The organism is Arthrobacter sp. A5 (assembly GCF_051131705.1).
Taxonomy (GTDB): Bacteria; Actinomycetota; Actinomycetes; order Actinomycetales; family Micrococcaceae; genus Arthrobacter_M.
In genome coordinates, this window is the sequence record NZ_CP180316.1 from 2,118,692 (window position 1) to 2,136,817 (window position 18,126).

Annotated in this window: 17 protein-coding genes; 9 read left to right on the top strand and 8 right to left on the bottom strand. The window is 65.0% G+C overall.

The features are described 5' to 3' along the window. Nucleotide 1 precedes the first annotated feature (1 nt). From ACLLJI_RS09885 to ACLLJI_RS09895, 3 genes are read right to left on the bottom strand one after another with little or no spacing between them, the layout of a single operon-like run. Nucleotides 2-898, bottom strand: coding sequence for an SURF1 family cytochrome oxidase biogenesis protein (locus ACLLJI_RS09885; protein ID WP_434620905.1), 897 nt, complete (start codon nt 896-898; stop codon nt 2-4). A gap of 9 nt (nt 899-907) precedes the next feature. Continuing rightward, nucleotides 908-1,180, bottom strand: a complete 273-nt coding sequence (locus tag ACLLJI_RS09890; protein ID WP_283560567.1) for a hypothetical protein — start codon at nt 1,178-1,180, stop codon at nt 908-910. Next, on the bottom strand, nt 1,177-1,668 hold the full coding sequence (locus ACLLJI_RS09895) for a DUF3099 domain-containing protein (protein WP_434620909.1): 492 nt from the start codon (nt 1,666-1,668) through the stop codon (nt 1,177-1,179). The genes ACLLJI_RS09890 and ACLLJI_RS09895 overlap by 4 nt, the downstream gene beginning before the upstream one ends. A 172-nt stretch (nt 1,669-1,840) precedes the next feature. On the opposite strand from ACLLJI_RS09895, the gene ACLLJI_RS09900 reads away from it, so the two are divergent. Both ACLLJI_RS09900 and ACLLJI_RS09905 read left to right on the top strand, forming a co-directional pair. Beyond that, entirely contained in the window at nt 1,841-2,605 is a 765-nt protein-coding gene (locus ACLLJI_RS09900) for a beta-ketoacyl-ACP reductase (protein ID WP_283560569.1), read from the top strand. A 97-nt stretch (nt 2,606-2,702) separates the two neighbouring features. After that, nucleotides 2,703-3,458 (top strand): SDR family oxidoreductase, encoded by a 756-nt coding sequence (locus ACLLJI_RS09905; RefSeq protein ID WP_283560570.1) that lies wholly within the window; start codon nt 2,703-2,705, stop codon nt 3,456-3,458. Between the two features lie 160 nt (nt 3,459-3,618). Here the strand turns inward: ACLLJI_RS09905 and serB are convergent, their stop codons facing one another. Continuing rightward, the gene (gene serB / locus ACLLJI_RS09910; protein WP_434620914.1) at nt 3,619-4,629 is read right to left on the bottom strand and encodes a phosphoserine phosphatase SerB; all 1,011 of its coding nucleotides are present in this window, start codon (nt 4,627-4,629) and stop codon (nt 3,619-3,621) included. A 77-nt stretch (nt 4,630-4,706) separates the two neighbouring features. Between serB and ACLLJI_RS09915 the strand changes: the two genes are divergently transcribed. From ACLLJI_RS09915 to ACLLJI_RS09940, 6 genes are all read left to right on the top strand, one after another. Further along, on the top strand, nt 4,707-5,489 hold the full coding sequence (locus ACLLJI_RS09915) for an ABC transporter ATP-binding protein (protein WP_434620917.1): 783 nt from the start codon (nt 4,707-4,709) through the stop codon (nt 5,487-5,489). Nucleotides 5,490-5,561: 72 nt separating this feature from the next. Continuing rightward, a complete protein-coding gene (locus ACLLJI_RS09920; RefSeq protein WP_434620920.1) occupies nt 5,562-6,350 on the top strand; it encodes a sulfite exporter TauE/SafE family protein in 789 nt (262 codons plus the stop codon). A gap of 24 nt (nt 6,351-6,374) precedes the next feature. Next, nucleotides 6,375-7,181, top strand: a complete 807-nt coding sequence (locus ACLLJI_RS09925; RefSeq protein ID WP_434620924.1) for a TrmH family RNA methyltransferase — start codon at nt 6,375-6,377, stop codon at nt 7,179-7,181. 153 nt (nt 7,182-7,334) lie between these two features. Next, complete coding sequence (locus ACLLJI_RS09930) at nt 7,335-7,589, top strand: type B 50S ribosomal protein L31 (protein WP_196396553.1); 255 nt, start codon at nt 7,335-7,337, stop codon at nt 7,587-7,589. Between the two features lie 123 nt (nt 7,590-7,712). Then, nucleotides 7,713-8,774, top strand: coding sequence for a lipoate--protein ligase family protein (locus ACLLJI_RS09935; RefSeq protein ID WP_434620928.1), 1,062 nt, complete (start codon nt 7,713-7,715; stop codon nt 8,772-8,774). Nucleotides 8,775-8,833: 59 nt separating this feature from the next. Beyond that, nucleotides 8,834-9,913 carry a tellurite resistance/C4-dicarboxylate transporter family protein gene (locus ACLLJI_RS09940; protein ID WP_434620931.1) on the top strand — a complete coding sequence of 360 codons (1,080 nt, stop codon included), beginning with the start codon at nt 8,834-8,836 and terminating at the stop codon, nt 9,911-9,913. Here the strand turns inward: ACLLJI_RS09940 and pepN are convergent. From pepN to glgC, 4 genes are all read right to left on the bottom strand, one after another. Beyond that, nucleotides 9,837-12,551, bottom strand: a complete 2,715-nt coding sequence (pepN, locus tag ACLLJI_RS09945; protein ID WP_434620934.1) for an aminopeptidase N — start codon at nt 12,549-12,551, stop codon at nt 9,837-9,839. The genes ACLLJI_RS09940 and pepN overlap by 77 nt on opposite strands. Nucleotides 12,552-12,642: 91 nt before the next feature. After that, nucleotides 12,643-13,776: a YeiH family protein gene (locus tag ACLLJI_RS09950; protein ID WP_434620937.1), complete on the bottom strand. Its 1,134-nt coding sequence runs from the start codon at nt 13,774-13,776 to the stop codon at nt 12,643-12,645. Between the two features lie 126 nt (nt 13,777-13,902). Then, complete coding sequence (locus ACLLJI_RS09955) at nt 13,903-15,342, bottom strand: SDR family NAD(P)-dependent oxidoreductase (protein ID WP_434620940.1); 1,440 nt, start codon at nt 15,340-15,342, stop codon at nt 13,903-13,905. 10 nt (nt 15,343-15,352) lie between these two features. Beyond that, nucleotides 15,353-16,765, bottom strand: coding sequence for a glucose-1-phosphate adenylyltransferase (gene glgC, locus ACLLJI_RS09960; protein WP_434620943.1), 1,413 nt, complete (start codon nt 16,763-16,765; stop codon nt 15,353-15,355). A 109-nt stretch (nt 16,766-16,874) separates the two neighbouring features. Between glgC and glgA the strand changes: the two genes are divergently transcribed. Continuing rightward, entirely contained in the window at nt 16,875-18,068 is a 1,194-nt protein-coding gene (gene glgA / locus ACLLJI_RS09965) for a glycogen synthase (protein ID WP_434621395.1), read from the top strand. The last annotated feature ends 58 nt before the right edge of the window (nt 18,069-18,126 follow it).

Below are 18,126 nucleotides of genomic sequence, written 5' to 3' on the forward strand. Positions count from 1 at the left end.
ACTAGGAGCCTTGGAAGCCCTGGGCGTCGAGGACCGCGTCTTCTTCTTCCTCCGCGGTGGCGCGGCGGCCGGGCGTGGATGGCCGGACCGGCCGGCGCTTGGTAAAGGCGGATCCGCGGCCGTAGGCCTGCTCGGAATCGGCCATGTCCTCGGATTCCTGCTCTGCCGTGTATCTGTCCAACAGGGCCTGCTGTCGGGCTGCGTAACCATAGCCAATAAAGAAGAGAATTCCGAAGGCGAACCACTGCATCGAATAGCTCAGGTGCGGGCCTTCATCGATGGACGGCATCGGGAAACCGACCGGCTCGGTGGCTGCGGCTGGAGATTCCTGTGCCATCTGCGCGTAGGCACCGGTGAGCAGTGGGTAACCAAGGTCTTTCGCATAGGCGGTCAGATCGATCGATGCAAGCTGCCCGGATAGGGCGCCGCGCTGCAGAGCCGGCTCGGCAGGGCGCAGGCGGGCGACGACGGTCACGGTTCCGGTCACGGGTTCCGGGACCGCATCCGGGCGTCCGCCCTCATTGTTGCCGATCGGCAGCCAGCCGCGGTCGATGACGACCGTTTCGCCGGTGGTCAGTTTCAGCGGCACCACCACTTCATAGCCCGGCTGCCCGTTCAGCGGCCGGTTCCGGACCACCCGCTGGCCGGGGATGTCATAACTTCCGGTCAGCGAGACCTGGCACCATTCCTTATCGGGGTCGAGTTTCCCGAACAGCGGCTTTGCCTGGTCGTAGCCGATCGGCGCGGCGGAGTAATTGTTGGTGATCTTCGCGATGTCGGCGAGCACTTCGGCTCGCCGGTCGAGCTGCCAGAACCCCAGTCCGACGCAGATGCTGGCGAAAACGGCGGCGATCAGCAGGTAGCCCAGCCACCGGCCGGTGAAAAGAAACTTGTACATGGGCCTTTCTTATCCGTCCGCTTCCGCTGCGGAATGCGTCCCGGGATCTGTCAATGCGCCGGGCAGCGGCAGCGTCTCCCGCCACAGAGCGCGGTTACGTAAATAGTCTTCCAGCCATTCGAGGTGCTCGTCACAGGCCAGCCAGATCTTACGCCGTTCAGCCGGATGGATCTTCGGGTTGTTCCACAACAGCTGGGCCGTGGCGGCGGTGCGGCAGCCGCGCCGGGAGCAGATGGTTTCCTGCGAAGCCGGGGATGCACCGAGCATATCGAGCAGATTCATGGCCTGTGCCCGCCATCCTCGGGGGTGCCGTTAGGCGCCTCGGGTTCCGGGGGAGCAGGTGGAATGACTTCGCCTTGGAGAAGCGGCGAGTCTCCGTCGCCGGGCGTCGAGGGCCCACCGGTTTGGTCTTGTTGGGCCGGGGCTTCCAGCTCGGCCAGCGGGGCCTGATCCAACAACGACACCGCGTGCTCATTGAGGGTGTCGCTGCCCCCATTGGCGATGATCACGGCGAACCACGGCAAGGCCACGGCGCCGACAACGGCAATGATTTTGAACCAGCCGGGGAGGATGAAAATCAGGAAAAGACAAACCAGCCGGATTCCCATCGCGACCGCATACCTGAACATCCGCTGTCGCATATCGTCGCTATGGGCGGTGCGCGCGTCCGTGATGTTGTGGACATCGGCCGGAGCGGTGTGGGAACCGCCTGCCGGGCGGCCGGCTGCGCCGTCGGCGTAACCGGCCGGTTGTGCTGCTTTGTTTCTCATCACGCTCCAAGGGCCTCTCCCATTCTCGCACCGAGAGGGGCCGCATACCAAAGTTCCCCCGCGGCCGGCCGCTCTCCTATGGGTGCTTTAGGACGCACTTTACCGCCGGGCAGTTCCGGAAATTCCGCGGTCACAGCTAGGATTCATTGCGGGAACGATCACGGAGGAATGAATGACTGCAGTACGTACAGAGCCGAAATCCCATGGGCCGAAACCCACTGAGCCGGCGCCAAGTCGCAGCGTCCTGATAACGGGCGGAAACCGGGGCATCGGACTCGCCATTGCCAAGGCCTTCCTGGCCAATGGCGATCGGGTAGCCGTAACCTATCGGAGCGAATCCGCACTGCCGGCGGGCATTCTCGGGGTGCAGGCCGACGTCACTGACGAGGCCTCCCTGGACGCCGCTTTCACCTTGGTGGAAGCGGCCCACGGGCCGGTGGAAGTGCTGGTGGCCAACGCCGGCATCACCAAGGACACTCTGCTGCTGCGGATGAGCGAAGACGACTTCAGCTCGGTGATCGACACCAATCTCACCGGCGCGTTCCGCGTCATCAAGCGGGCCTCCCGCGGCATGATCCGGAAGCGCAAGGGCCGTGTGGTGTTGATTTCCTCTGTGTCAGGGCTGTACGGGGCGCCGGGGCAAATCAACTACTCGGCGTCGAAAGCCGGATTGATTGGCATCGCCCGTTCGTTGACCCGGGAACTAGGCTCGCGGGGGATTACCGCCAATGTGGTCGCGCCCGGTTTCATCAACACCGAAATGACCGCCGAGCTCCCGGAAGAAACCCAGAAGAAATATCTGGCCACCATTCCCGCCGGCCGTTTTGCCGACCCCGAGGAGGTTGCCAAGGTGGTGCGCTGGATTGCCAGTGACGAGGCGGCCTACATATCCGGCGCGGTCATCCCTGTAGATGGCGGTCTGGGAATGGGACACTAGACCTTTGCAGAACCGCCGCTACATCCGGCAGCCGGCAGCGGCACGGCGAAGCTGCCGGAGCACTTGAAAACCAACGCAGTCTCTTGGAGGTTTATAGATGGGCCAGTTTGAAGGCAAGACAGCGATTGTCACCGGATCCTCGCGCGGCATCGGCGCGGAAGTAGCAAAGCTGCTGGCCGCGCAGGGGGCCGCCGTGGTCGTCAATTACCGGCAGAAGGCACCTCGTGCCAACAAAGTCGTGGCCGAAATCGAAGCAGCCGGCGGCCGGGCGGTGGCCATCGGAGCGGATCTGACGACAGCGGAGGGCGTGCACGCACTCGTCAGCGCGGCGATGGAGAACTTCGGCTCCTTGGACCTGCTGGTGCTCAACGCCTCCGGCGGGATGGAGACCGGGATGGAGGAAAATTACGCGCTGAAGCTCAACCGCGATGCCCAGGTCAATATGCTCAATGCCGCCGTGCTGCTGATGCCCGAGGGCTCCCGCGTGGTCTTTGTGACCAGCCATCAGGCCCACTTCATTAACGCCGTCCCCACCATGGCAGATTACGAGCCGGTGGCCCGGAGCAAGCGGGCAGGCGAGGATGCCCTGCGCGAGCTGATCCCGAGCCTGGCCAACCACGGCATATCGCTGGTGGTGGTCTCCGGAGACATGATCGAGGGAACGGTCACCGCCACCCTGTTGGACCGGGCCAACCCGGGCGCCATCGAGGCTCGGCGTGCCGAGGCCGGAAAACTGTACTCGGTGACCGAATTTGCCGCCGAGGTCGCGGCCATGGCGGGGGCGGACGTGGAATCGGGTCATACCGAATACGTCGGCGGCGCGGACTACGTGAGCTCCGCCGGGGAGCAGTAGCCCCCGGACAGCCCCGGATTGTCCCACCGCTGCAGCAACCGCCGCGGTAGCCCGTGCAGTGCCTGGAGCAGCGGAGGAAGGCCCCCTCGTGAAGGCGAGGGGGCCTTCCCACGCCCGATACGCTGTGCTGGACGCGGCGGCGCCCGGGATCAACGGACGCTCAGATACCCGCCAGTTGCAGCGCAATATCCAGGTTCGGGAGATTGATCTGAGCGTCAGCGGCAGCCCGGACGGACGGCTTGGCGTTGAAGGCCACGCTCAGGGCTGCCGCCGCCATCATGTCCAGATCATTGGCACCGTCGCCGATCGCCACCGTGTGCGCCGGGTCGATTCCTTCCGCCGTGCTCCAGCGGCGCAGCGCCGCCGCCTTGGCCGCCCTGTCCACCACGGCTCCCAGCACCCTGCCGGTCAGGACGCCGTCGACAATCTCAAGCTCGTTGGCCAGCGCAAAGTCCAGCTCCAAGGACGCTGCCAATGGGACCAGGATCTGGGCGAATCCGCCGGAGACGGCAGCCACGATGTGGCCCGCGGCACGTGCCTCACGGACCAAACGCTCGGCGCCAACGCTTAGCCTGATGCGGGCGCCTACGTCCGCCAGCACCGTATCCGGGAGACCGGCCAGGGTGGCGACGCGCGCGTGCAGGCTCTGGGCAAAATCGAGCTCGCCGCGCATGGCAGCTTCGGTGACCTCCGCGACCTCGGCTTCGGTGCCGGCGTGCGCGGCCAACAGCTCGATGACTTCCTGCTGAATGAGCGTCGAGTCCACATCCATGATGATCATCTTGCGCCGGGCCTGCCGCAGGGCCGCGGGCACGACAGCGGTATCGATGCCGGCGGCAGGAGCCGCGGCGAGACTGTTGCGCAGGCGGGCCAGTGCGGACGACGTCGACGGCGGCGTCAGCTGCACCGCCGTCGACTGCTCTCCTGTCGAGTGACTCCCTGTCGAGGCAGGCGGGCCGGTTCCGTCCGGGACGCTGCCGGTTTCCGCCGGGGCACTGCCCGGTTCCTGGGCCAGTTCCAGATCCATCAGGCAGGCTTCGTAGCCGGGGCGGCTGTACCACTGCTCGTCCAGAACGACCGCGCCGCTGTCGGCGAGGACGCCGCGGATATGATTCAGGATGGTGTCGGGCAGTGAGAGACCATAGCTGACCGCGGTAAAGAGGGAGGGCATACCGGACATTCTACCGGCGCTGGGTCAGGCCGGTGCAGTTAGCGTTCGGGCCCGGATTTGGCCTAGTGTCATTCCTTATGAGCGATGTTCTTGAATTGGCCGGCGTCAGCGTTGTCCGCGGCAGTAAGAAGCTGCTGGACACGGTGGATTGGCAGGTCAGGGAGGGTGAGCGCTGGGTGGTGATGGGCCCCAACGGCGCGGGCAAGACCACACTGCTGCAGATCGCCGGCGCACGGATCCACCCCACCAGCGGTATTGCCGGCATTCTCGACGAGGTTCTGGGTGCCGTTGATGTCTTTGAACTGCGTCCACGGATCGGCCTGGCATCCGCGGCACTGGTGGCCCAGATTCCCGGGCATGAAAAGGTGCTGGACGTGGTGGTCACGGCCTCATACGGGGTCACCGGGCGTTGGCGTGAGCAGTATGAACGCGCGGACGAGCGCCGTGCATTCGCACTGCTGGAGGCTTGGGGCATGTCCACGTTCATGAACCGCACATTTGCCTCGCTCAGCGAGGGTGAGCGCAAACGCGTGCAGATAGCCCGGGCTCTGATGAGTGATCCGGAGCTGCTGCTGCTGGACGAGCCGGCAGCGGGACTGGACCTGGGCGGCCGGGAGGACCTCGTATACCGGCTCAGCGGGCTCGCCACAGACCAGGCTGCCCCCGCCGTCGTCCTGGTTACCCACCATCTGGAGGAAGTGCCTCCCGGGTTCACCCACGCGCTCCTGCTGCGTGAGGGCACTGTGGTGGCGCAAGGTCCGCTGGCCCAGGTGCTGACCGAAGACAACCTGAGTGCGACCTTCGGCCTGCCGCTAAAGGTCAGCAGCCAGGACGGGCGGTACTCCGCCACCGCCCGATAGGCGCCCTGCTCCGCCCCACAATCCGCACTGCTCCGCCCGCCAGCCCTGCTCCGCTCGATAGGACCCCTTCCCGTGGAACCTCTGCACGCCGTCTTCATTCTGCTCGGCGGGCTGTGGGCCGGCACCATCAATTCGGTGGTTGGTTCCGGGACACTGGTGACCTTCCCCATCCTGATAGCCCTTGGCTACGCGCCGGTGATGGCCACCGTCAGCAATGCCATGGGGCTGATCGCCGGCGGAGTCTCCGGCGTCCTCGGTTACCGCCGCGAACTGGCCGGCATGCGCACAAACCTCCTGCGGCTGCTGCCGGCCTCACTGCTGGGTGGCATCACCGGTGCTTTTCTGCTGTTGCACCTGCCCGAGAGCGTCTTCGGCGTCGTTGCGCCCTTTCTGATCGTGTTGGCGCTGGGGATGGTGATCCTGCAGCCGAAGCTGCAGCGCTGGGTGAAGAGGCGCGCCAAAGCGAACGACGGCGTGCCGCACCGCTCGCATACGATCGTCATGACGGCGCTGGTCTACTTCGCCGGGGTGTACGGCGGATATTTTGTCGCGGCCCAGGGCATCCTGCTGGTGGGGATTCTGGGGATCTTCATGACCGGAACGCTGCAGAACGCCAATGCGGTGAAGAACGTTCTATCCTTGGCGGTAAACCTTATTGCCGCCGTCTCCTATCTGCTCTTTGCCCCTGATCGGATCATCTGGGCGGTCGTCGGCCTGATCGCCGTCAGCTCACTGATTGGCGGTTTCGTCGGCTCGCGGATCGGGCGCCGACTCTCCCCGCTGGTGCTGAGGCTGGTCATCGTCACCCTAGGCACGGTGGCGCTGTATTTTATGGTCGCCAAACTCGTGGCGCCGCATTGATGACGAGAACCCAGTGGCGCCACAATGATCATTGAACTTCACGACGCCGGGGATCCGCGCGTGGCCGACTACACCCGGCTGACCGACGTCCAGCTCCGCAAGCTCCGGGAACCTGCGGAGGGCCTGTACATCGCGGAGGGACCGCGCGTGCTCCGCCGCGCACTGGCGGCCGGGCACCGGCCGCGCTCGTTCCTTATGGCACGTAAATGGCTTTCTGACCTGGACGACCTTCTGACCGCCTATCCGGGCGTCCCGGCCTTTGTCGGTAGTCCGGAACTCTTGGCGGACATCATCGGATTCAATCTGCACCGCGGGGCGCTGGCGGCCATGCACCGCCCGGATCCGGTGCCGGTCGCCAAGCTGCTCGCCGGGGCACGTCGTATTGCCGTGCTCGAGGACATCGTGGACCACACCAACCTCGGTGCCATTTTCCGCTCCGCGGCGGCCCTTGACGTGGACGCGGTGCTGATCAGCCCGCGGTGCGGCGATCCGTTGTACCGCAGGAGCATCCGCGTCAGTATGGGCACCGTGTTCCAGATCCCGTGGGCGCGCCTGGAGGATTTGCCGGCAGCCATCGTGATGCTCCGTGGACAGGGATTCGCCACCGCGGCCCTGGCCCTGACGGATGACTCGCTGACCATCGATCGCCTGGCGGATCGCAAATACGAACGGCTGGCCCTGATTCTCGGCACCGAAGGGGAGGGGCTCAGCGCCGCGACACTTGCCGCCGCGGACTGCGCCGTGCGGATTCCGATGGGCCGCGGCGTCGACTCCCTCAACGTCGCCGCCGCCGGCGCCGTGGCATTCTGGGCCTGCCGGCCCGCGCAGTGACCGGGACATGCCGCTCGGGCGGCCCCGCAGTCACGCCTTGACCGCCGCATTTGGGGATACTTCGGTGCGGCGCTAGTATGGAGTGCTGGTCCTCGTGGCCACCTGTTCTCATTCCGGCTGGCAAAATCCAGTCGACTACGCAAAGGCAAAACCGTGAAGACTAACACCCACCCGAAGTACGAAGCAGTCGTTTTCAACGATCTTGCTTCCGGCACGAAGTTCCTGACCCGTTCAACGGTCGGCTCCAGCAAGACCATCGAGTGGGAAGACGGCAACACCTACCCCATCATCGATGTCGAGATCTCCTCTGAGTCGCACCCGTTCTACACGGGCAAGCAGCGCATCATGGACAGCGCCGGGCGCGTGGAGCGCTTCAACGCCCGCTTTGCCGGTTTCGGTAAGAAGTAGTCTGTTCACCAGCCATACAGTTTCAAAGAGGGTCCGTGCCAGGGGGTGCGGACCCTTTTTGGCACCCGGGCGCGGGTTTGCCCCCTTTTGGCAGAATATGCCCGCGCTTGGCAAGATGATTCCATGGCACCTCAATTCCACGGCGCGTACAAAGTGCATGGCGGCAAACTGGTGGTGGCGGATTTTGACGTGGCCGGTGGGGTGCTGGCCAATGTGTCCATCAGTGGTGATTTTTTCCTCGAACCCGACGAAGCACTGACAGACATCAATGGCGCACTGAATGGCCAGGACGCTGCTGCTCCCGCGGCAGCGCTGGCTGCCGCCATTGACGCTGGGCTGCCCGCCGGCGTCGTCCTCTTCGGTTTTTCGGCTCAGGCCGTGGCCATGGCGGTCCGGCGCGCACTGGCCTTGGCGACCAGCTGGTCCGATCACCAATGGGATGTGGTCGGGCCGACCGTGCTGCCGACGGAGGTCAATGTGGCCCTGGACGAGGTGCTGACCGCGGAGGTCGGCGCCGGAAGACGCAACCCCACGTTGCGGTTCTGGGACTGGCAGGAACCGTCCGTGGTGATCGGCAGCTTCCAGTCGCTGCGCAACGAAATTGATCCGGCCGGGGTGGAGGAATACGGCATTAAGGTTGTGCGCAGGATCAGCGGTGGCGGGGCGATGTTCATGGAAGCCGGAAACTGCATCACCTACTCGCTGTACCTCCCGCAGAGTCTGGTCGATGGGTTGAGTTTTGCCGACTCATATCCGTTCCTGGACAGCTGGGTGATGGCGGCTCTCGAATCCCTGGGCATTAGAGCGTTCTATGTTCCGCTGAACGATATTGCCACGGAGCAGGGAAAAATCGGCGGTGCTGCGCAGAAGCGTCTCGCCAACGGGGGTATGCTTCACCACGTGACCATGTCGTACGATATCGACGCCGACAAGATGGTCAAGGTGCTGCGGATCGGTAAGGAAAAGCTGTCCGATAAGGGCACGACGTCGGCAAAAAAGCGGGTGGATCCGCTGCGCCGCCAGACCGGGGTGGCCCGCGAGGAAATCATCTCGCGCATGATGTCGACCTTCACCGAACGCTATGGAGCGAAGGCCTCGGAACTGACCAGTGAGGAACTCGCGGAGGCGCGCGCCCGGGTCGGCACCAAGTTCGGAACCGCGCAGTGGCTCGAGCGCGTCCCTTGACGAGCCGACCAGGACAGGCCCTGCCGGCACCAGGCAGACCAGGCGCCGGGAAGCCTGTCGTGGATGAGCCGCGTGGGACGGAAGCACTCGTCAGCACGGCGGTGCGGGATCTGCCGACCGGTTCCTTTGCGTTCGTGATGGCCACCGGAATCGTTTCGACAGCGTTCTCCATCGTTGGCTGGGCCGTGCCGTCGCTGATCCTGCTGATCATTGCCGTCGGTGCGTTGGTCATTCTAGCCATCATCAGCGTCTGGCGTTTCGCGGCGTACCGCGCAGAGGTTCTGCTCGATGCGCGGAACCCGGCCCGCGCCTTCGGCTTCTTCACGATGGTGGCCGCGATCAACGTGGTGGGCATCCGGATGTACTCACCGCAGGCACCGACCGCGACCGTCGTTTTGGCGGTGTTGAGTGTGCCCCTGTGGCTGTTGTTCACGTACGGGCTGCCGGGTAACCTCATGCTCCGCCCGCTGGCCGGTCCCGTGGCGACGAAGGTGGACGGCAGCTGGTTCCTCTGGGTCGTGGGCACCCAATCTGTCGCGACGGCCGCCGCCATCATCGGGGCAGGCGTCCGAAGCCACGCGTTGGCGGCGGTGGCCGTCGCGTTGTGGGGTATCGGCGTCCTGTTGTACCTGATGCTGGCAACCCTGGTCACCCTGCGGCTGTTGACCGTCCCCAGCAAGCCCAACAGTTTCACGCCGTCGTACTGGATCTACATGGGCGCCACCGCCATCACCGTTCTGGCCGGGTCCCGGATTCTGCTGCTGCCGCAGGATCTGCCGATCATGGCCGCGACGGCGGGCGTCGTCTCCGGCCTGACGTATATATTGTGGGCCTTCGGGGCATGGTGGGTACCGCTGCTGGTGCTCTTCGGCCTTTGGCGCCACGTCATCCACCGCGAACCGGCGCGTTACGAGGCGGGCCTATGGAGCATCGTCTTCCCGCTGGGCATGTATTCGGTGGCCAGCATGCATTTCGGCACGGTGGCCCGGCTGCCGTTGCTGGTGGGTATCGGCGAAGCCGGCACCTGGATCGCCGGGATCGCCTGGCTCGTCGTGGCGGCTGCTATGGTTTATGCCGGTTGCGCCCGGCTTCTTGGACGCGGAGGGCGCGCAGCAAATGATCGCGCTGCTCGAGGATGATCCGGCGCAGCGCCGCCGGGGCGTGGTCATTGGCCGTCAACCACCGATCGGTGCGCAGGACCACGGGGTGCTGCAGCGGGGCCTGGCTGCTGCCGGCATGCTGCTCCGCTGAATCCTGCACGGCCATGTCCTGCGCAGCGGGATACAGGCCGCGGACGATCCGGCTGGACAGTTCGATACTCCTGGCCGCCCAAACGTCCGCAATCATGTCAAAGTAGCGCTCCACAAAGGGTGCCAGCAGTTCCGGCGGTGCCAGCATGAACCCGTCGATGGCCGCACTCAGGAGCGTATTGGACAGCCCCGTTTCCAGCACCGCTTCGCGCCATACCTGCTCCTTGACCTCAGCCAGCGGGCGGGCGCTCATCGCCTTACGGTGACCGGCTTGGGCTGAGCTGGAAGGATCGCGGGCCAACTCGGCATCGAGCTCGGATGCGGTCGCATTCCCGGTGGCGGCCAGCGCCAGCCACAGGCTCCAGCGCAGCTCCGAGTCCGGCGTCGGCCCACTGACCGGGAGCCCGGTTCCGTCGACCCGGATTCCACTGATGGGGAGCCCACTGATGGGGACCGGATCTGCAGTGGCGTTGCCCTCGAGCAGCCCCCTGATCAACGGACCGGCTTCCGGGATGTTCTCCCCGAGCGCGGCGAGGCTCCGCACCCAGACCAGCTGGTGGTCGGATCCGGGTACGGCCACCCGCAACCCATCGACGACGGCGGCGAGCAGGTCCCGGCGGCCGCCGTCGCGGTCCTCGGCTGGGAAGTAGCGCTGCACGGCAAAGCGGGCGTTCTCCAGCAGCGACGCCAGTACACCCACGTCCCCTTCCTCCGGCGCGAAACGTCGGACGGCGCCAACGTAGTCCATGGCCGGCAGGACGGCGTCCCGCGCCGCGTTCCACAGCGCCGACCAGCAGAGGGTCCGCGCCATCGGGTCCGTCAGTCTATCCAGCCGGGCGAGGACCATCGCTTCCGATACCGTGTCAAGACGCACCTTGGCGTACGTCAGGTCTTCATCATTGATCAGCAGCAGTGCCGGCTGCGGTTTTCCGGCCAGACCGGGCACCTGCGTGACCGTACCGCAGACATCGAGCAGGACGCTGTCCGTGCGGACCAAGTTGCCGGAGTCGTCGAAGTTGTACAGACCGATTTTCAAGAGATGTGGGCGGGTCTGTTCGTCGCCGCTCACCGGGTCCACGGCATCCTGGACGATCCACACGTCCGTCAGCACGCCGTCGTCGGCCGTCACTTTGGCACTCAGGGTGGAAATCCCCGATGTCTGCAGCCACTGCCCGGCCCACACGCGCAGATCCCGGCCGGAAGCGGCACTCAGCGCCACCAGCAGATCCGCCAGCGAGGTATTGGAGAACTCGTGGTCCCGGAAATACTGCCGCGCGCCGGCCGTGAACGCCGGGAAGCCGACATACGCCACGAGCTGTTTGAGCACGGAGGCACCCTTGGCATAGGTGATGCCGTCAAAATTCTGCTTCGCCGCTTCCAGATCCCGGATATCAGCCACGATCGGATGGGTGCTGGGCAACTGATCCTGCACATAGGCCCACCCCTTGCGCCGGTTGGCAAAAAGGATCCATGAATTGTCCCGCCACGGCGTTACCTCGGAAACCGCCAAGGTGCCCATAAAGTCGGCGAAGGATTCCTTGAGCCACAGGTCGTCCCACCAGAACATCGTGACCAGGTCGCCGAACCACATGTGCGCCATCTCATGCATGATCGTGTTGGCGCGCAGCTGATGCTGGGTGTCGGTGGCCCGGGAGGCGAAGACGTAGTTGTCCGTAAACGTCACCAGGCCTGGGTTTTCCATCGCGCCCAGGTTGTATTCGGGCACGAAGGCCTGGTCATATTTGCCGAACGGGTAGGGGTAGTCGAAGAGATCATTAAAATATGTTAGGCCGGCTTTGGTGACGGCAAAGATTTCCGCGGTGTCGAAGCTGTCCGCGATGGAGGCCCGGCAATAGGCCGCGAGCGGGACCTCCAAGCCGAAACGCTCGTGGCGCCAGCTCTCCTGCGCCCTGAAGTACGGGCCCGCCAGAATGGTGGTGATGTAGGTGGAGATGGGCAACGTGGGGGCGAAGTCCCAGCGGCTGGCCGCGGGATCACCGCTGACCGGTGTGCGGGCCTGTTCCGTGCTGTTGGATGCCACTTTCCAGTCCGACGGCGCACTGACGTGAAATGTGAACGGCGCCTTGAGATCCGGCTGCTCAAAGTTGGCGAAGACGCGGCGGGCGTCGGCGGGCTCGTACTGCGTGTACAGATACGTCTTGCCGTCAACCGGGTCGACAAACCGGTGCAGGCCTTCACCGCTGCGCGAATACAGGGCCCTGGCGGTGACGATGACCTCATTGTCCGCGAGCAGGCCCGGGAGCCTGATCCGGGCCCCGTCGACGACGTCGACCGGCGGCAGTTCCGTGCCGTTGAGATTCACCGAGACCACCTCGGAGCCGATGAAATCCAGGAACGTTTCCGCACCCGCCGTCGCCGCGGTGAATCTGATGACACTGCGGGTGCCAAAACCTTGAGCAGCTGGGTCCTCGGCGTTTCTGAGGTCGACCTGGACATCGTAGCTGCGGACGGAGATCAGGGCAGAGCGCAGGGCCGCTTCATCGCGGCGCAGATTCTGGTTGGGCATCCGTCCATTCAATCATGGAGACCCGATCCGTCCCTTTGCACTGCTGCGGGAGACGGGACCGCCGTGCTGATCGTCCCCTGCCGAGGGTGCGTCAGTGAAAGCCGGCCATCAGCCGGACCGCGCCATACCCCAGCGCAGCGATCAGCAGCCAGGCGCACAGCGCCATGCCGGAGGCGCGGAGCCCGGTGTGCAGCAACTCGCGGATCCGCACCGAGGACCCCAGCCCGAACAGCGCCCCGCCCAGCGTCACGTCCTGGAGGAAATTGCCCAGCTCCAGGCCCGGGGGAGAGACCCAACCCAGGGTGCGCAAGGCGATAGTCAGCAGAAAGCCGAGGACGAACAACGGTACTACCGGCGGAAATTTCACCGCAGGGGCGGGACCGGCGGAGTCCGCATCGAGCGCGGCAGCTGCGGCGGGGCGGCTGGCACCGGTGGTCGTGTTTGAGTTGCGGGGAAGTGAGGCCGTGCGGTCCGCGCTGCTGATCCGCCGGTTGTGAGCACGGCGCTCGAGCACACCGGCCGTGGCCACCATTGGGGCCAGTAGCAGCACGCGCGTCAGTTTGATGACAATGGCGGCGCTGAGCGCAACGGCACCGGCCGTCTGGGCCGTGGCCACGACCTGGCCGACATCATGGACCGACGCTCCTACCCACCGGCCGAATCCGAGGGGGTCAAACCCGAGCGGATTCATCAGCAGGGGAAGGACCCCGATGGCCAGTGTGCCGCAGAGGGTCACAAGGGCCACCGGGAGAACGGTCTCCTGATGCCTTGTACCCTTCACCGCGGCCATGGCGCCGATCGCGGAGGCGCCGCAAATGGAGAATCCGGTGGCGATCAGCAGCGGTGCGTCCCCGGCAAGCCGGAAGAGTTTGCCCAGCCAGTACGTCCCCGCGAAGCTCAACAACACCACGGCCACCACCAGGGCCGCCGTAATCCAACCCAGGGCGAGCACATCGCCGAGGCTCAGCTTCAGGCCCAGCAACACGATGCCGGCGCGCATCAGGTGCTTGCCGGCAAAATGCAGGCCCGGCCGCAACACTCCGGACACGAGCGTTGAGCTGCCCGGCAGGTTTGCCGCCAGGATCCCGAGCACAACGGCAACTGTCATGGCGGGAAGGGAGGGCAACACGACGTGGACCAGGAGGGCCAGGCCAACAGCGGCCAGCGCGGCCACGAGTCCCGGTGCCAGCCGCTTCACTGTTGTGGCGGCGGCAGAGGAGGGCATGTATGCCACTTTGCCTTATACCGGGCCACCGAGCCAAAACCGTGCCTGCCGGCGGCGGACCATATGCTCACCGCGGACCAGCTGCCGACCGCGCGGACCACCGCGGGCTGATCCGCGGAGTGCGGGCTACCAGCTGGCCGGTTTGTAGTCCTTCAGGAACACGCCATACTGGTCGTCGCCGGATTCCCCGCGCACAATCGGGTCATAAACCCGCGCCGCCCCGTCCACCAGGTCCAGCGGGGCGTGGAAGCCTTCTTCCGCCAGCCTGACCTTGGTGTAATGCGGCCGCTCATCGGTGATCCACCCGGTATCCACCGCGGTCATCAGGATTCCGTCCGTATCCAGCATTTCCTGGGCGCTGGTGCGGGTCATCATGTTGAGGGCTGCCTTGGCCATGTTCGTGTGCGGATGGCCCGGTCCCTTGTAGGCCCGTGAAAACTGGCCCTCCATGGCCGACACATTCACGATGTATTTACGGTGCGCTTCCGAGCGGCGCATGGCCGGCCGGAGACGGGATACCAGCAGGAACGGGGTTGTAACATTGCACAACTGCACCTCCAGCATCTCCAATGGATCCACTTGGTCGACCACCTGCGTCCAGCTGTTGATGCTGTCCTTGTCCGGCACCAGACCACCGGCGTCGATTGCCGTGCCAGCCTCCATCCGTGCCAGTGAAGCCGATCCGACCGAGAGGGCAAGCGCACTGATTTCATCCCCGGCCAGCACCGGATGCTCCAGCACCTGGCTGGCCAGGGCCAGCGGATGTTTGTCGTGGGCATGGCCGAAGGTGACCAGTTCCGGCATCGGACGATCTGTTGGCAGGGGCTCCAGTTCGGCGTCGGTCAAGGGTTTGTAGGCGTTGCCTGACCGGCGGACGGTCTGTGCCGCGTTGTTGATAATAATGTCCATTGGGCCGGCTTCGTTCAGCGAATCGGTCAGGGCGATGACCTGCGCCGGATCGCGCAGATCGATGCCGACGATCCTGAGCCGGTGCAGCCAGTCGGCGCTGTCCTCCATCTCGGCAAAACGGCGTGCGGCATCCTTGGGGAACCGCGTCGTGATCGTGGTGTGGGCGCCGTCGCGGAGCAGCCGCAGGGCAATATACATACCGATCTTGGCCCGGCCGCCGGTCAGCAGTGCGCGGCGACCGGTCAGATCCGTGCGGGCGTCCCGCTTTCCGTGGCTGAACGCGGCGCACTCCGGACACAGCTGGTGATAGAACGCATCCACCCGCGTGTAATGCTGCTTACAGATGTAGCATGCACGGGAGCGGATCAGTGTGCCCGCCACTTCCCCGGTCGCCGAGGCCGTGAGCTTATTGCCGCGGGTTTCGTCGTCAATCCGGTCCGGAGCCGCCGTCGCCGTCTGTGCCAGCACGGCACGGTCCGCCTCGTTGACGGCGTCGCGCTTGACGACCCGGCGGTGCCGTTTGACCGCCTTGAACATCTTGCCCGTGGCGCGGCGCACCTGGACATAATCAGGGTGCTCCTCGTCGTAGACGTGGATGGCGTTCAGTACTTTCAGGCAGGACGCTATGTCTTGGGGAGTCAGGATGGGGGCAGTCACCCCAACAATTTTACAGGCTCCGGCCTTTGTCCCCAGCACGGACGGCGTGCAGGTAGTTTTCCGAGACTTTTTCCACCGATTCCAGGACCTCGGGCCAACCTGCCGCCGCGATCTGGACCGCCTCCGGAATAGCGGCGGCTGCCTCCCGCGCCATCTCCCGCTCATGATCGTCCGGCTCGGGGACATGCTGACCCTTACTCAGGACCGTCAGGCCGGATTCGGTGACCGTGTAACCGCGGCTGCGGTCAAGCTCGTGATTCAGTCCGATCGTTGCCCCGGCGGGGACCCGGACATTTTTGTCCAGAATGGCCCGTTTGACCACCGCACCGGCTCCGACGGATACCCTGTCCATCAGGACCGAATGGGCCACGCGGGCCCCGGTGCCGACGTACACCTCGTGCGCCAGCACGGAATGTTCCACAATGCCGCCCGAAATCACCACACCACTGGAGACGATGGAGTCCATGGCAAGGCCAACGGCGTTCTGCTCGCCCCGGACAAATTTCGCCGGCGGGGCAATGTTCTGCCGGGTATGGATGGGCCAGTCCATGTTGTACAGATTAAACACCGGCAGCGGCGAAATCAGGTCCATGTGCGCGTCGTAGTAGGAATCGAGGGTCCCCACATCGCGCCAGTAGGTGCGGTCACGGTCGGTAGCGCCGGGGATGTTATTGGTGGTGAAGTCGTAGACGAAGGCTTCCCCGCGGTCCACGAAGTACGGAACGATGTCGCCGCCCATATCGTGCTTCGTGTCCAGGCGTTGGGCGTCACGGTGCAGGGCTTCGATCAGTGCATCTGAGTCAAAGACGTAGTTGCCCATGGACGCCAGGAACTGCGTGGGATCATCGGCCAGTCCAGGCGTCGTCGCGGGCTTCTCGACGAAGGCGGAGATCCGATGGGCAGGGTTCCCTGCAGGGCTTTGGCCGTCCACTTCGATGACGCCGAACTGATCTGCCATGGAGAGCGGCTGGCGCACCGCCGCGACGGTCGCCTTGGCCCCCGATGCGATATGGCTGCGCACCATCTGCTCGAAGTCCATCCGGTACACGTGATCCGCACCGACCACGGCAACAATATCCGGCTCGGCATCGTAGATCAGGTTCAGCGACTGGTAAATGGCGTTGGCGCTGCCCAGAAACCAGCTCTTGCCGACCCGCTGCTGCGCGGGCACTGACGCCACGTAATTGCCCAGCTGGGTGGACATCCGCCAAGTCTCGGAAATGTGCCGGTCAAGGCTGTGCGATTTGTACTGCGTGAGGACCACGATTTTCAAATACCCAGAGTTGACCAGATTTGAAATCGCGAAGTCCACCAGCCGGAAGCTGCCAGCGAACGGTACGGCGGGCTTTGCCCGGTCGGCGGTCAGCGGCATCAACCTCTTGCCTTCGCCGCCGGCCAGAACAATTGCCAGAACCTTTTTCATTGCCACTTCGCAACCCCCAACATTATCGCCAAAATGCAAATATGCCCCGGAACCAACCCGGTGATCTTCACACTAGATCAAAAGCTCCGTGACCGGCTACCTTGGGAGGGTGCGAATCGATATTGTCACTAAAGAGTTCCCGCCCGAGATCTATGGGGGAGCCGGCGTCCATGTTGCCGAGCTGAGCCGGGTGCTGGCCCGTGAGGTGGACCTTCGGGTCCATGCTTTCGGTGCCGCCCGGGCGCAGGATTACCACGGCGCCCGCGTCAGTTCCTATGCGACGCCGGACGGGCTGGCCGGCGCCAACGCCGCGGTTCAGACGCTCGGCGTGGATCTGCAGATTGTGCCGGACGTCGCCGGCGCGGATCTGGTGCATTCGCATACCTGGTATGCCAACATGGCCGGGCATCTGGCGTCGCTGCTGCACGGCATCCCGCACGTGCTCAGCGCGCATTCGCTGGAACCGCTGCGTCCTTGGAAGGCCGAGCAGCTCGGCGGCGGATACGCGCTTTCGTCCTGGGTGGAGAAGACGGCCTATGAGGCCGCGGCGGCAATCATCGCTGTCTCGGACGGCATGCGGCAGGATATTCTGCGCTGTTATCCGCAGGTTGATCCGGCGAGGGTCAAGGTCGTGCACAATGGCATCGACGTGTCCAGATGGCAGCGGGATGAGGACGACGACGCCGTAACCTCCTTGGGCATCGACCCGTCGCGCCCCAGCGTGGTCTGGGTCGGCCGGGTCACCCGGCAGAAGGGGGTTCCCTATCTGCTCCAGGCCGCGGCCTTGCTGCCGCCCGAGGTCCAGCTGGTGCTCTGCGCCGGCGCGGCGGACACCCCCGAGCTCGGCGCCCAGGTCAATGATCTGATTGCCGGGCTCCGCAGCCAGCGTGACGGCGTCGTCGTGATTGAACGCATGCTGCCGCGGGCGGAACTGATTCAGGTACTCAGCCACGCCACGGTCTTTGCCTGCCCGTCCATCTATGAACCGCTCGGCATCGTGAATCTGGAGGCCATGGCGTGCGGTGCTGCCGTCGTCGCCAGCGCGACCGGGGGTATCCCGGAGGTGGTCGAGCACGGTGTCACGGGCCTGCTGGTGCCGCTGGATCAGGTGGGCGACGGGACCGGCACCCCGCTGGATCCGGACAGGTTTGTCAGGGACTTCGCCGACGCGCTGATCTCCGTGGTGACGGACCCGTCCCGCGCCCGGACCATGGGCGAAAAAGGGAGGGCCCGCGCGCAGGAGCACTTTTCCTGGGACTCCATCGCCGCGGCCACCCTGGATGTCTACCGCTCGGTGCTTTAGGGACCGTCGAATGCGGAGCTCTGCCGCTCAAGACTGCCGCAGATCGGCGGAGCCCCCC